At 68.9% G+C, this 12,163-nt stretch carries 8 protein-coding genes and 1 pseudogene; 4 read left to right on the top strand and 5 right to left on the bottom strand.

Annotated elements, in window-relative coordinates; all coding sequences use genetic code 11:
• Positions 1 to 255: 255 nt before the first annotated feature.
• Complete coding sequence (locus H5407_RS03540; protein ID WP_183103047.1) at positions 256 to 708, bottom strand: HIT family protein; 453 nt, start codon at positions 706 to 708, stop codon at positions 256 to 258.
• Here H5407_RS03540 and H5407_RS03535 point away from each other — a divergent pair.
• A pseudogene (locus H5407_RS03535) lies at positions 707 to 1,915 on the top strand (Bug family tripartite tricarboxylate transporter substrate binding protein). The gene H5407_RS03540 and the pseudogene H5407_RS03535 overlap by 2 nt on opposite strands.
• 281 nt (positions 1,916 to 2,196) lie before the next feature.
• On the opposite strand, the gene H5407_RS03530 reads toward H5407_RS03535, so the two are convergent.
• On the bottom strand, positions 2,197 to 6,099 hold the full coding sequence (locus tag H5407_RS03530) for a DUF3683 domain-containing protein (RefSeq protein WP_183103046.1): 3,903 nt from the start codon (positions 6,097 to 6,099) through the stop codon (positions 2,197 to 2,199).
• 359 nt (positions 6,100 to 6,458) lie between these two features.
• On the opposite strand from H5407_RS03530, the gene ugpQ reads away from it, so the two are divergent.
• Positions 6,459 to 7,208, top strand: a complete 750-nt coding sequence (gene ugpQ, locus H5407_RS03525) for a glycerophosphodiester phosphodiesterase (RefSeq protein ID WP_183103045.1) — start codon at positions 6,459 to 6,461, stop codon at positions 7,206 to 7,208.
• Positions 7,209 to 7,217: 9 nt separating this feature from the next.
• On the opposite strand, the gene H5407_RS03520 is transcribed toward ugpQ, so the two are convergent.
• The 3 genes from H5407_RS03520 to H5407_RS03510 all read right to left on the bottom strand — a co-directional run bounded on the left by H5407_RS03520 (position 7,218) and on the right by H5407_RS03510 (position 11,139).
• On the bottom strand, positions 7,218 to 7,814 hold the full coding sequence (locus tag H5407_RS03520) for a GNAT family N-acetyltransferase (RefSeq protein WP_183103044.1): 597 nt from the start codon (positions 7,812 to 7,814) through the stop codon (positions 7,218 to 7,220).
• An 11-nt stretch (positions 7,815 to 7,825) separates the two neighbouring features.
• A complete protein-coding gene (locus H5407_RS03515) occupies positions 7,826 to 9,196 on the bottom strand; it encodes an MFS transporter (protein WP_183103043.1) in 1,371 nt (456 codons plus the stop codon).
• Positions 9,197 to 9,513: 317 nt separating this feature from the next.
• Positions 9,514 to 11,139: a gamma-glutamyltransferase family protein gene (locus H5407_RS03510; protein ID WP_183103042.1), complete on the bottom strand. Its 1,626-nt coding sequence runs from the start codon at positions 11,137 to 11,139 to the stop codon at positions 9,514 to 9,516.
• Between the two features lie 207 nt (positions 11,140 to 11,346).
• Here H5407_RS03510 and H5407_RS03505 point away from each other — a divergent pair, with 207 nt between their 5' ends.
• Together H5407_RS03505 and H5407_RS03500 are read left to right on the top strand one after the other, a co-directional pair.
• Positions 11,347 to 11,691 (top strand): hypothetical protein, encoded by a 345-nt coding sequence (locus tag H5407_RS03505; protein WP_183103041.1) that lies wholly within the window; start codon positions 11,347 to 11,349, stop codon positions 11,689 to 11,691.
• A 58-nt stretch (positions 11,692 to 11,749) separates the two neighbouring features.
• Positions 11,750 to 12,163: a hypothetical protein gene (locus H5407_RS03500; RefSeq protein WP_183103040.1), complete on the top strand. Its 414-nt coding sequence runs from the start codon at positions 11,750 to 11,752 to the stop codon at positions 12,161 to 12,163.

Genomic DNA, 12,163 nt, shown 5'->3' with positions numbered 1-12,163 from the left:
GGCCTGCGCCGATAGGCGCTGACTTGCAGGCGAAGCATCGCCCGACGGGGGGATTGCAGCAAGCTGTAAGACCTTGCAGACCGACAATCCTGACAGGGTTGTTTGTATGCGGATGCAAGCACCTCAGCAGACCGCTCGGGCAAGGCCTGACCCTTGAAAGCCCGCTGGCCATGGGGCATTCCCTTGCATGGGCCTCACCACACCACTCGCGTCGTCATGCACTCTGTGACAATTCCAGCGAGCCTCGCTCGCGGCTCAGGGCACCAGCAGCCCCTGCAGTCGCTCGCTCATGCGCTGATCCAGCGCCTGCAGCGACAGCGGCAGGCGCTGCACCGCCGCGTCCGGCAGCTCTCGCAGGGCCGCGCCCCAGACGGGATTGGGGAAGTGGCTGTCCCAGTCGAAGCGCGCGATCACGTGCCAGTGCAGGTGCGGCACCACATTGCCCAGGCTGGCCACATTGATCTTGGTCGGCCGCAGGCCCTCGCGCAGCACCTGCTCCACGGCGCAGACTGCCTCCATGCAGGCCTGCCGCTGGTCGGGGCCCAGATCACTGAACTCGGCCACATGGGCCTGCCAGACAAGACGGTAGAAGGCCGGGAAGTTCGCGTCCTCGGCCCGTATCAGGCGCCATTGCGGGGCCTGGAACACCGGGATCCCGCCGGGCTCGCGGCACAGGGGGCAGTCGGGCAATGGGGCGTTGGCGCTCATGGCAGGTCCTGGCCGCAGGGGGCATCTGAAATCGGGCCAGTATCCGTCAAGGACTGCGGTATCCCTTGCGGGGGTCAGTCCTTGCCTCATGCGCAAGCCCCGTAAGCCCCGCGCCCGACTGCTGCGCCAGAATCCACGCCAGGTGCAGCGGCAAGCTCGCGCCGGAACACCCAAGCCCCAGCCTACAGGAGACGCCATGCCCATGCGCCGACAGCCGACTTCCGCCCCCTCCCCCTCCCGCCGCCGCGCCCTGGGCATGCTGGTCGCGCTGGGAGCCGGGAGCCTGGCTGCGCCAGAGGCCGTGGCCGACAGCTGGCCAACCAAGCCCGTCCGCTGGGTGGTGGCCTATCCGGCCGGCGGCGGTTCCGATTTCCTTGCCCGCCAGCTCGCCCCCCAACTGGGCCGGCAACTGGGCCAGACCCTGATCATCGACAACCGCCCCGGCGCCGCCGGCCAGATCGGCACCGACAACGCCGCCAAGTCCGCCCCCGACGGCTACACCCTGCTCAGCGGCGACAACGGCGCAATGGTCTTCAACAGCGCGCTGTTCCGCAAGCTGCCCTATGCCGTCAGCGATTTCGTGCCCGTGGGCTTCATGGCCCGCTTCCCGCTGGTGCTGAGCGTCAACGCGCAGTCCGGTATCAGCAGCCTGGCGTAGTGGCTGGACCTGGTGCAGAAGAACCCCGGCAAGTTCAGCTACGCCTCGCCCGGCATCGGCAGCCCGCATCACCTGGCGATGGAGCTGATCAAGGAGCGCAGCGGCAGCTTCATCGTGCACGTGCCCTACCGCGGCACCGCCTTCGCCACGCAGGACATGCTGGCCGGCGTCGTACCCATGGGTGTGCTGGATACCGCCGCCGCCCTGCCCCATTTCCGCAGCGGCAAGCTCAAGCCCCTGGCCGTTCTTTCCTCCAGGCGCGTGGCCACCCTGCCCGACGTGCCCACATTCGCCGAGTTGGGCATCAAGGACGTCGAGCTCTCGGCCTGGCAAGGCCTCTTCGTCCCCAAGGGCACGCCCGAAGCCATCGTCCAGCGCCTGAGCAGCGAGCTTCAGAAGGCCCTGGCCACGCCTGAGGTGAAAGCCCGCCTCGAGGACTTCGGCCTCGAGGTCGCCCCCAGCGACGGTGCCGCCCTGGCCCGCCACATCCAGCGCGAGACCGAGTTCTGGCATGCCCTCATCAAGTCCCGCCGCATCACGGCTGAGTAAGTGCCCCTGCCGACACCAGCGCTCCAGGGGGGAGTGCCTGGTGCCTGGTGCCTGGTGCGCCAGGAGCGACGGGCCATCAGCCGTGCGACGGCGGGCGCGGGCGGGGCTGAGCCCGGGCGAGTCACTGAGTACGGTCTCGAGCCCCTAAGCCGGTGTTACAAAAAAGAAAAGGCCCGCTGCGCAGCCGCCGGGCCTTTTCGCTCGGAGCGACTGACGCTGATCCGGCTCCGCCGGGCAGCCGTGAGTGCCCCCTGGGGGCGCGCGAAGCGCGTAAGGGGGATTCAGACCAGCACGCGTTCGATGCCACCGGCGTTCGCCTGCGCGACGTAGTCGGGCATCCACTGCTCGCCCAGGATCTGGCGAGCCATCTCGACGACGATGTAGTCGGCCTCCAGTAGGCCGTTCTGAAGGTCGTTGCCGTAGCGGCTCAGGCCCTGCAGGCAGCTGGGGCAGCTGGTGAGGATCTTGAGGTCCTCCTGGGTGCCGACCTTGCCGGCGTCCCGCAACTGGGTCTCGACCTTGCGCAGTTCCTCCTCCTTGCGGAAGCGGACCTGGGTGGAGATGTCAGGCCGGGTCACGCCCAGGGTGCCGGACTCGCCGCAGCAGCGCTCGCTCTTGACCACCTCGGGGCCCACAAGGGCCTGCACCGTCTTCATCGGGTCCTGCTGCTTCATGGGCGAGTGGCAGGGATCGTGGTAGAGGTAGGCCTTCTTGGAATCGAGGGTGATGCCACGCTCCAGCAAATACTCGTGGATGTCCACGATGCGGCAGCCAGGGAAGATGTCCTCGAACTTGTAGCCCTGCAGCTGGTCAAAGCAGGTGCCGCAGGACACGACCACGGTCTTGATGTCCAGGTAGTTCAGCGTGTTGGCGACACGATGGAAGAGCACCCGGTTGTCGGTGATCATCTTGTCGGCCTTGTCGAACTGGCCCGAGCCGCGCTGCGGATAGCCGCAGCACAGATAGCCCGGCGGCAGCACGGTCTGCACACCGGCGTGCCACAGCATGGCCTGGGTGGCCAGCCCCACCTGGCTGAAGAGGCGCTCAGAGCCGCAGCCGGGGAAATAGAACACGGCCTCGGAATCGACGGTGGTCTTGCCAGGGTCGCGGATGATGGGCACGTAGGCCTTGTCCTCGATGTCCAGCAGGGCGCGGGCCGTCTTCTTGGGCAGACCGCCAGGCAGCTTCTTGTTGATGAAGTGGATCACCTGCTCCTTGATGGGCGCGGTGCCCACCGTGGCACGTGGCGCCTCGGTCTGCTTGCGGGCCAGGCCCTTGAGCAGGTCGTGCGCCAGACGCTGCGCCTTGAAGCCCACGCCCACCATGGCCGTGCGGGCCATCTTGATGGTCTCGGGGTTGGTGGCGTTGAGCATGAACATGGCCGCGGCATTGCCGGGGCGGAAGCTCTTCTGGCCCATTTTGCGCAGCAGGTTGCGCATGTTCATGGTGACGTCGCCGAAGTCGATCTTCACCGGGCAGGGCGTGGCGCACTTGTGGCAGACCGTGCAGTGGTCAGCCACATCCTCGAACTCCTCCCAGTGCTTGATGGACACGCCGCGGCGGGTCTGCTCCTCGTACAGGAAGGCCTCGACCAGCAACGAGGTGGCGAGGATCTTGTTGCGCGGGCTGTAGAGCAGGTTGGCGCGCGGCACGTGGGTCGCGCACACCGGCTTGCACTTGCCACAGCGCAGGCAGTCCTTGACGCTCTCGCTGATGGCGCCGATGTCACTCTGCTGCATGATCAGCGACTCATGCCCCATCAGCCCGAAGCTGGGCGTGTAGGCATTGGTGAGGTCAGCGAAGGTGCCGTGCGTGCTGGCGTTGGGCCTCAGCAGCTTGCCCTTGTTGAAGCGGCCTTCCGGGTCAACGTCGGCCTTGTACTGCGCGAAGTCGGCCAGCTCCTCGTCGGTGAGGAACTCCAGCTTGGTGATGCCGATGCCGTGCTCGCCCGAGATCACGCCGTCCAGCGAGCGCGCCAGCTTCATGATGCGGCCCACCGCCTCGTGGGCGGTCTGGAGCATCTCGTAGTTGTCGGAGTTCACCGGGATGTTGGTGTGCACATTGCCGTCGCCGGCATGCATGTGCAGGGCCACCCACACGCGGCCCTTGAGCACTTCCTGGTGGATGCGCTTGCACTCGGCCAGGATGTCGGCGAAGGCGGCGCCGGCGAACACCGCCTGCAGGGGCTTGAAGATCTGCGTCTTCCAGGAGGCGCGCAGGCTCTTGTCCTGCAGCTGGTCAAAGAAGCTGCGCTGGGTGCCCGGCTGGACAACGTCCAGGCCGTCCTTCCAGCTCTGCCACAGGGCGCCCACTTCATCCAGCAAGGCCAAGGCCTGCTGCACGCGATCCTCCAACAGCTCGGCGCTGGGGATCTCGCTGGCGTCGTCGGTCTTGCCCAGGGGCAGGCGCTCCTGGCGGAAGAAGGCCTTGAGGCGATCCACCAGGGCCAGCTTGTTGCGCAGCGAGAGCTCGATGTTGATGCGCTCGATGCCCAGGGTGTACTCGCCCATGCGGGGCAGCGGGATCACCACGTCCTCGTTCACCTTGAAGGCGTTGGTGTGCTTGGAGATGGCGGCGGTGCGCTTGCGGTCCAGCCAGAACTTCTTGCGCGCGTCGGCCGACACGGCCACGAAGCCCTCGCCCGAACGGCCGTTGGCCAGGCGCACGACCTCGCTGGTGGCGCGGGCCACGCGGTCCTCGTCGTCGCCGACGATGTCGCCGATCAGCACCATCTTGGGCAAGCCGCCACGCTTGCTCTTGGTCGAGTAGCCCACGGCCTTCAGGTAGCGGTCGTCCAGGTGCTCCAGGCCCGCGAGGATGGCGCCGCCCTCGTGCTTGGCCTCCGCGAACATGAAGTCCTTGATGTCCACGATGGACGGCACACAGTCCTTGGGATTGCCGAAGAACTCCAGGCAGACCGTGCGCACATGCTTGGGCATGCGATGCACCACCCAACGGCAGCTGGTGATCAGGCCGTCGCAGCCTTCCTTCTGGATGCCGGGCAGGCCGGCCAGGAACTTGTCGGTGACGTCCTTGCCCAGGCCCTCCTTGCGGAAGGTCCTGCCGGGGATGTCCAGGCGCTCGGTGCGCTCCAGCTTCTTGCCCGAGGCGTCGTAGTAGCGCAGCTCAAAGCTGGCGGTCTCGACGTCATGGATCTTGCCCAGGTTGTGATTCAGCCGGATCACCTCCAGCCACTTGGCCTCGGGCGTCACCATCTTCCAGCTGGCCAGGTTGTCCAGCGCGGTGCCCCACAGCACGGCCTTCTTGCCGCCCGCGTTCATCGCGATGTTGCCGCCCACGCAGGAGGCCTCGGCGCTGGTGGGGTCAACGGCGAAAACGAAACCATGCTGCTCAGCGAGGTCGGACACGCGCTGCGTGACCACGCCGGCCTCGCTGAACACGGTGGCCACAGGCCGGTCCAGGCCCGGCAACTGGATCATCTCGACGCCGCGCAGGGCCTCCAGCTTCTCGGTGTTGATGACGGCGCTCTTCCACACGAGCGGCACGGCACCGCCGGTGTAGCCGGTGCCGCCCCCACGCGGGATGATGGTCAGGCCCAGCTCGATGCAGGCCTTGACCAGGCGGGCCATCTCGGCCTCGCTGTCCGGGGTCAGCACGACGAAGGGGTACTCGACGCGCCAGTCGGTGGCGTCCGTCACGTGGGCCACGCGAGATAGGCCATCGAACTTGATGTTGTCGCGGGCCGTGTGGCGGCCCAGGGTCTTGGTGGCCCGGCGACGCAACTCGGCCACCTCCTCGAACTGGTCGGAGAACTGGCGAACGGCCTGGCTGGCCAGCAGCAGCAGCTCGCCCACGGAGGCGTCGCGTTGCGGATCGGCCTCAGGTTTGCGTCGGCGCTCGACCTCATGAAGGCGGTGGTGCAAGGCCTCGATCAGCTGGCCGCGGCGGCGCGGGTTGTCCAGCAGGTCGTCCTGCAGGTACGGGTTGCGCTGCACCACCCAGACGTCACCCAGCACCTCATAGAGCATGCGGGCGGACCGGCCCGTCTGACGCTCCTCGCGCAGCGAGTTCAGCAGGTCCCAGGCGCGAGCACCCAGGATGCGGATCACGATCTCGCGGTCGGAGAAGGAGGTGTAGTTGTAGGGGATCTCGCGCAGGCGCGGGGCCTCGTGCGTGGCGGCGTGGTCCAGGATCTCGGGCATCAGCGGATGCGGTGCATTCATGGCGTCCGGGCCCGGTCGGGGGCCCTGGGTTGTCCGCGGCGGCGAGCCACCACGGGCGTGGCTGGAACAGTGGAACCGGGCCTCTTCAGGCGTCGCTCCAGGTGCGAGCGGGCGCCTGCGCCCTTCCCGACCCGCCCCACCGGGGCCTCGGGCGGATCACACCCGGCGGCCCGGCACCGGCGCAGGCATCACGACCCCGCGTGGAGGCCGGCTGTCCCTGACTGGGCATCGGGCCTGAATCCTACCGCAGTGCACCATGCGCACAGCTGCGTGCCGAGGCATCGCCCCAGGAGACACGGGGCTGTTCAGGCGCGGCGCTGAACCTGCAGAATGGGACAGCCCACCACCGCCCTGCCGCCATGAAGCAAGCCTCCACGCCCTGGCCCCTGCCCTTCTGGATCGCCCACCGAGGCGCCGGACGCCTGGCGCCTGAGAACACCCTGGCCGCCTTCCGGGCCGGCGCCGGCTTCGGCTACCGGGCCTTTGAGTGCGACCTCAAGCTTTCGCGGGACGGCGTGCCCTTCTTGCTGCATGACGATGACTTGGACCGAACCACCAGCGGCCGCGGACCTGCCGGAGCGCTCGATTGGAGTCAGCTCTCCAGACTGGACGCCGGCGGCTGGCACAGCCCCCACCACGCGGGCGAGCCCGTCGCTTCGCTGGAGGCCGTCGCGGCCTTCCTGATCGCCAACCACAGCGCCATCAACATCGAGCTCAAGCCCAACCCCGGCCAGGCCCGGGAGACTGGCGAGGTGCTGGGCCGCGAGGTCACGCGGCTTTGGGCGGACCAGCGCCTGCGGCCGCTCTTCAGCTCCTTCCAGCCCGAAGCCCTCGAAGGCGTGCGCAGCAGTGCGCCCGCAGAGCGCCGCGCCCTGCTGCTGGACAAGCACCGCGACAGCTGGCTGGACGAGGCCCAGGCACTGGGCTGCTGCGCCGTCATCACCAACTACCGCCTGATGGACCGGGCGCGAATCGAGGCCATCCATGCCGCCGGCATGCGGGCCCTGGTCTACACGGTCAATGACGAAGCCACCGCGACCCGCCTGCGCGCCCAAGGCCTGGACGGCCTGATCACCGACGCGATCGACCGGCTGGATCCTGAGCGCTGATCGCTGCCTTCAGGGCCAGCGTGTGTAAAGGCACTGGTCGGCCGGCTCAGCGTCCACGCTCAGCATGCCGTGGCGCAGCACGGCCTCAAGCTGGAAGCCATTGCGCTCGGCCACCGCCCGGCTGCGGGCGTTGCGGGCATCGCAGCGGATCTCCAGGCGTCGCGCGCGCAGTTGCTCGAAGGCCAGGCGCCCCAGCAGCTGCACCATCTCGCTGACATAGCCCTGCCCCTGGGCCGTGCTGCGCACCCAGTAGCCGATCTCGAAGCGGCGCAGATCCCAGTCCATGCGATGCAGGCCGCAGCCGCCCAGCAGGCGCCCAGGCCGACCGTCCTCGCCGCGGCGGAAGAAGTAGTAGCAGAGGTCCTCGCGCAGGATGAAGCGGGCCTGCATCTGGCGCACCACCGCCTCCATGCCTTCCACCGTGGGCCGCTCCTGGCACCAAGGCATCCAGGGCTGCAGCTGATCGAAGGACTCCACCACCGCAGCGCAGACCGCCTGGCCGAAGCCCGCGCGGGCAGACAGCAGGACCAGGCGCTCGCTGCTGAGCTCCTCGGGCACCTTGAGCAGGACCCGGGGCGGCACGGCGGGCACAACGGGGGATTTCATCGGGCCCTCGCTCATTTGGCCGCCGCCCCTTGTGCACCCATCTCGGGCAGCAGGCCCGGCTGCGCCTCGGCACCGAGGGTGGACTCGGTGCCCAGGTCCTGCAACACGGGCAGCTCCGCCACGCCGCGAATGGTGCCCAGGCGCCACACCAGCGCACTCAGCAGCAGGCCGCCGACGCCAGCGAACAGCAGCGAGGCGCGCAGGTCCACGTGCTCCCCCAGCCAGCCGCCCAGCAGGGCGCCAGGACCGGCAGGGATGAGGATCAGCCAGCGCATGGTGCTGGTCATGCGGCCCAGCAAGGGCGCCGGCGTGACGGCCTGGCGCAGCGAGAGGAAGTTGATGAAGATGAGCACCGCCCCCACGCCGAAAGCGAAGAGCATGGCCGCGAAGGCCGCCACGCCCAGCGGCCCGACAGGCGCCAGGCCCAGGGTCAGCCAGCCCAGGCCGCAGACCGCGAAGCCGCCGATCAGGCTGGGGCCGGGCCCCAGGCGCTTGCTGATGCGGTGGCCCAGCACGCTGGTGATCACCGTGCCTGCGCCCAGGGAGACGTAACACAGGCCTACGGTCTCGCCGGACAGGCCCAGGGTGCGCGTGGCGAAGAGGATCTGCACCACCAGCGCCGCGTTGTAGAAGAACTGCCAGCCGCCCACCGCGCAGGCCAGGGCCACCAGCAGGCGCTGGTGTCGCACGAAACGCACGCCGGCCTTGAGGTCGCGCCAGAAGTCGGCCCCAGAGGCGTGGTGCAGCTCCTCGCGCACGCGGATGCCGCGCAGAATCAGGGCCGAGACCATCACCAGGCAGGCGTCCGCCGCCAGGGCCATGGGCGCGCCCAGCAGCTTGATCAGGGCCCCGGCGACGCCCGGTCCCACCACCTCGGCGCCGGACGAGGCCAGCGCGTTCTTGGCATGGGCCTCGACCAGGCGGTCACGGGTGACGACCTGGGTCAGCACGATCTGCGCGGCGCTGCCGGCGATGGTGTAGATCGTCCCCAAAATGAAGCCGACCACATAGAGCCAGCCCATGCTCAGCCAGCCCATCCAGGCGGCCACGGGCACGGTGCCCACGGCCAGGCCCAGCACGGCCTCGCCGACGATGTAGACCGGCAGCTTGCGCACGCGGTCCAGCCAGACGCCGCCCGGCAGCGAGAAGAGCACGAAGGGCACGATCTCCATGGAGGTCAGCAGCCCCATCTGCGTGGGCGTGGCATTGAGCAGCACCGCCGCCGTCAGGGGCAGGGCCAGCAGGGTGATCTGCCCGCCGAGTGAGCTGATCAGGATGGAGGTCCAGAGCCGGCGGTACACCCGGTCGCGCAGCAGGTCGCCCTCGGGGAGGGTCAGGGCTTGCTTGATCCGGTCCAGCCAGCCAATGGCTTGGGCTTGCATGAAAGTCTCCGATGGCCGGCGCTCGTGGAGCCGGCGTCTGCCCGCGGATGAGCGGGCCTGCAGGGATGGAAAAAGGCTGCGGGAACGCCGAGTCAGATCGGCACGCAACCTCGCCCCGGCACGCACGGGCGCACCGAGACCGCACGGTGGGTGCGTCGTCGGGTGCGGTCGAGCAGCTTGGTCATGGGGCGTCCTGCTGGAGAGATGGAGGGTTGGTGGATGCTAGCAGCGGCCCTCGTGGCTCCACAAGCACAGACGGCCGAGCTTCGCACAATGTCCCCTGTTCCTGCAGTGCTGATGGTCAGGGGTCTGTCGCCTCAGAAGCCCACGGCCGCGCCATCGCGCCGCGGGTCGCTGGCGGCCGCATAGCCCTCCACCGCCGGGTCGCCCAGGCGCCAGATGAACTGACCGGCCCCGAAGTCCTGGTAGCTGTCGCGGATGTCACCGATCTCGTGGCCCAGTTCGGCCAGCGCGGCGATGGTGGCCGGCGCCATGTGCGGCTCCACGTTGATGGATCGACCGGCGTTGAAGCGCCAGCGCGGCGCGTCGCAGGCGGCCTGCGGCTGCTGGCCGTGGTCCAGCATGCGGACCAGGGTCTGCAGATGGCCCTGAGGCTGCATATTGCCGCCCATCACGCCGAAGCTCATCTGCGCCTGCCCCTCGCGCGTCAGGAATGCCGGGATGATGGTGTGGAAGGGGCGCTTGCCCGGCGCCACCTGGTTGGGATGGCCGTCCGCCAGCGTGAAGCAGTGCCCGCGATTCTGCAGCGCCACCCCATAGCCCGGCAGCACCAGGCCGGAGCCGAAGCCCATGAAGTTGCTCTGGATGAAGCTGACCATCATGCCGCGCTCGTCCGCGGCGGTGAGATAAATGGTGCCACCCCTGACCGGGTTGCCGGGCTTGAAGTCCTGTGCCCGCAGCGGGTCGATCAGCGCCGCGCGCCCGGCGAGGTAGCGCTCGTCCAGCAGGGCCTCGACGCTGCGGTCCATGGCAGCGGGTTCGGCCACGTAGCGGTAGACATCAGCGAAGGCCAGCTTCATGGCCTCGATCTGCAGGTGCAGGCCGGCGGCGGCGTCGGGCCCATGGTCGCGGTAGCCCGTGTGGCGAAGGATGCCCAACGCGATGAGGGCCGCGATGCCCTGGCCGTTGGGCGGGATCTCATGCAGCGCGTGGCCCGCATGCGCCTGCTGGATGGGATCGACCCATTGCGGACTGAAGGCGGCCAGGTCGGCCTCCGTCAGGTCGCCGCCGGTCTGTCGCGAGAAGGCGGCCAGCGCGGCGGCGATCTCCCCGCGGTAGAAGGCCTCGCCCTTCGTCTGCGCGATCAGGCGCAGGCTGCGAGCGGCCTCGGGAAAGCGGAAGAGCTCGCCCACCGCTGGCGCACGACCGCGCGGCAGAAAGGCCTGCGCGAAGCCGGGTTGGGTCGTCAGCTCCTCCAGCGCCGCGGCCAGTGCCCACTTGCCCTGCACGATCACCGGCACCGCATAGCCGCGCTCGGCGATCTCGATGGCCGGCGCCATCAGATCCTCAAAGGGCAGGCGGCCGAAGCGCTCGCTGAGCGCCGCCCAGGCGCCCACGGCGCCCGGCACCGTGACGCCCCCCCAACCGCGCCTGGGCATGCTGTCTTCCGAACAGCCGTACTTGCGGCGGATGTGGTCGGGCGACCAGACCTGCGGCGCGGGGCCGGAGGCATTGAGCCCATGCAGGCGCTGGCCGTCCCAGAGGATGCAGAAGGCGTCCGAGCCCAGTCCGTTGCTGCAGGGCTCCACCAGGGTCATCACCGCGGCGCAGGCCACGGCGGCATCCACCGCATTGCCTCCCGCGGCCAGCATGCGAAGCCCCGCCTGCGCGGCCAGCGGGTGGGAGGTCGACACCACATTGCGCGCGAACACGGGGCTGCGGGTACTGGCGTACGGGTTGTGCCAATCAAAGGAATGCGTCATGCCGGTCTCCTGTGCTGGCGACGATTCTGGCATCCAGGACCGACACCCGAGAAAGGCAAGACCTGACCCCATGGACAGCGCTGCAGTGGACGCCGCGACAGATTCGCAACGGATTTGTAACGCTTTGAAATTGAACTGGAGGCCGTCAACTGTCGCGCTCCAGGCCTCGTTGTGGAGGCACAAGTTCACCAACCCTGGAGCCCCCAGATGAAAGCACTGAAGACTGCACTGATCCCCTCGATGCTGGCACTGATCGCCGCCGTCGCGACGGCCCAGCAAGCACCAGGGACGAGCGCAGCACCGGCTGCCACCGTGAGCGCCGACAAGGCCGCCGCCAGCTCTGCCAACACCACAAGTCAGCAGCCCTATGCCAAGGTCAATACGGCTTCGGAAAAGACCAACCCCGCGACGGCGAGCACCCCCGCCGCGACTGCCGCCACTCCGGCCGTGACCCCGCAAGCCCCGAGCACCCCGGCCGTCGCCCCCAAGGCCAGCCCCGCCCCGACGGCAGGCACCCAGACCCAGCCGGCGCAGACTCAGCCCAAGAGCTGAACCCTTCGCCTTGAAACCTGACACCCCACTTTCCTTCACTCACGACAAGGACCTGACCATGAACGCCAAGACCTCCCTGATCGCTTCCCTGCTGGCCCTGAGCGGTGCCGCCTTCGCCCAGGCTCCGGCCACCACCGCAGCGCCGGCCAAGCCCGCAGCCACCAGCCCCGCCACCGCACCGGCCACGGCGGCCCCGATGAACAAGCCCATGGCCGCTGCCAGCGCCGCGACGCCCGCCACGCCGCCCGCCCCGGCCGCCGAGAAGGCAGCGGAAGGCAAGCCCATGCACAAGGACGGCCACAAGATGGCCAACAAGGATGGGCACAAGATGAGCCACAAGGACGGCGCCAAGGACGCGGCCCCCGCCGCTGAAGCCAAGCCCGCCCCCGCCCCCGCCGCCACGCCAGCCCCGACCGCCGCTCCCGCGGCCGCCGCCAAGACTGACAACAAAACCGAGGCTGCCAAGAAGTAA

It is taken from the genome of Mitsuaria sp. WAJ17 (assembly GCF_014174515.1).
GTDB lineage: Bacteria > Pseudomonadota > Gammaproteobacteria > Burkholderiales > Burkholderiaceae_C > Roseateles_B.
This window is presented reverse-complemented; position numbering and strand designations above follow the sequence as displayed.

What these genes read in the sequence shown, in the direction of transcription:
- ugpQ (WP_183103045.1), top strand. Translation starts at nt 6,459, where the DNA reads ATGAAGCAAGCCTCCACGCCCTGGCCCCTGCCCTTCTGGATCGCCCAC.
- H5407_RS03530 (WP_183103046.1), bottom strand. Translation starts at nt 6,099, where the DNA reads ATGAATGCACCGCATCCGCTGATGCCCGAGATCCTGGACCACGCCGCC.
- H5407_RS03510 (WP_183103042.1), bottom strand. Translation starts at nt 11,139, where the DNA reads ATGACGCATTCCTTTGATTGGCACAACCCGTACGCCAGTACCCGCAGC.
- H5407_RS03505 (WP_183103041.1), top strand. Translation starts at nt 11,347, where the DNA reads ATGAAAGCACTGAAGACTGCACTGATCCCCTCGATGCTGGCACTGATC.
- H5407_RS03515 (WP_183103043.1), bottom strand. Translation starts at nt 9,196, where the DNA reads ATGCAAGCCCAAGCCATTGGCTGGCTGGACCGGATCAAGCAAGCCCTG.
- H5407_RS03520 (WP_183103044.1), bottom strand. Translation starts at nt 7,814, where the DNA reads ATGAAATCCCCCGTTGTGCCCGCCGTGCCGCCCCGGGTCCTGCTCAAG.
- H5407_RS03500 (WP_183103040.1), top strand. Translation starts at nt 11,750, where the DNA reads ATGAACGCCAAGACCTCCCTGATCGCTTCCCTGCTGGCCCTGAGCGGT.
- H5407_RS03540 (WP_183103047.1), bottom strand. Translation starts at nt 708, where the DNA reads ATGAGCGCCAACGCCCCATTGCCCGACTGCCCCCTGTGCCGCGAGCCC.